The organism is Nonomuraea longicatena (genome assembly GCF_039525605.1).
GTDB lineage: Bacteria > Actinomycetota > Actinomycetes > Streptosporangiales > Streptosporangiaceae > Nonomuraea > Nonomuraea longicatena.
Genome location: NZ_BAAAHQ010000076.1, coordinates 1 through 1,174 on the forward strand (window position 1 = coordinate 1; position 1,174 = coordinate 1,174).

At 52.3% G+C, this 1,174-nt stretch carries 1 protein-coding gene; it reads left to right on the plus strand.

What is annotated here, in order from left to right; all coding sequences use genetic code 11:
• Positions 1 to 768: 768 nt before the first annotated feature.
• A complete protein-coding gene (locus ABD120_RS39225) occupies positions 769 to 1,119 on the plus strand; it encodes a hypothetical protein (RefSeq protein WP_343955538.1) in 351 nt (116 codons plus the stop codon).
• Positions 1,120 to 1,174: the final 55 nt, after the last annotated feature.

A 1,174-nucleotide genomic window follows, 5' to 3' on the forward strand; every position in this document is an offset into this window, starting at 1 on the left:
CAAGCCAAAATCGTCTGCGACTAAGCAAGATCGTCGATCTCAAACACTCACTCAGACTTCCCAGGCGAACCTCTAGATCCTGCCTACGCCACGATCATGGCAGGAAGGTCCGTAGACCTTTGAGCAATAGTTGGGTGCGCAAGGCTCGGCTGCCAAAAGAATGCTATCGATGGTTTATTTTGTTCCACATGGCATTCATTTGATAAGGTAATAGTCGAAGGTCCAGGAGTATTCCGAATTCTGGATCTTATCGAAACCCGCGAAGAGGATTCGAGCGACTATCTTTCTCTCGTCGTCTCGTCATACGTTGAGACCCTGCGGTATGTACAGCGGATCGGCGGCGATGACCTCCTACTATTCCGACCGAAACCTGTTCCATGCCCACATCATTGGGATCGACACCTCAAGGAGACCGGTCTTACACACCTGGTGTCTAGCGCTGATCCAATAATTTCCACCCTTCAGCATCGAGGGCAGATAAAAAGACTTGAAAAGACCGATAGTGGCGGATGGTCCTTCGAATACAGTCATCCGCTGCTAGGAGCTCCCATATTCGGCCAGCTCATTCGCGAGGAAGGTTCCGCGGACCCCGAGACGGCTCCGGAACGCGCAATTGTAGAGACTGTTTTCAAACATTATGCTGGCTGGTTGGTGTCAGACGTCACCTATGCTCAAGCTCTGCGAGTGCCTTTGGGCTCGGCATTTCATGGGCACACTTCCGTCACAAGTGCTCCGATCGGAGAAGACCCGCGCTATACAACTGTAGCGATGAATATACGCCTCCCTTCCCTGCAAAGAATTCCCATTCCCGACTTAATTCGTTTCCGAGAAGACGAACATGAATCATTTGAGCGCTTCAGGAAAGCGCTGATGGCTGCGATCCGCGAAAACATAGAGGCAAACGACAGCATGGATCCGGCACGGCTAGCGAGACAAATCGAGAGGGACATAATCAAGCCTGCTGTGGCGGATATTCACCAGAGAATGGCGACCGCAAAGGCAAGGGCCGCCAAGAAGTCATGGTTGAGCATAGGTGTGGGTGTCGTGGCTATGACCGTAGGCCACTTCGCGAACATCCCTCTACTGCTACCAGCAGGCATAGCGGCATCACTGAGGTGATCTCAGAGAACTAATTCGGGCGATTGGTGATTTTAGGGACGCCCAGGGTGGCGTT

What these genes read in the sequence shown, in the direction of transcription:
- ABD120_RS39225 (WP_343955538.1), top strand. Translation starts at nt 769, where the DNA reads ATGAATATACGCCTCCCTTCCCTGCAAAGAATTCCCATTCCCGACTTA.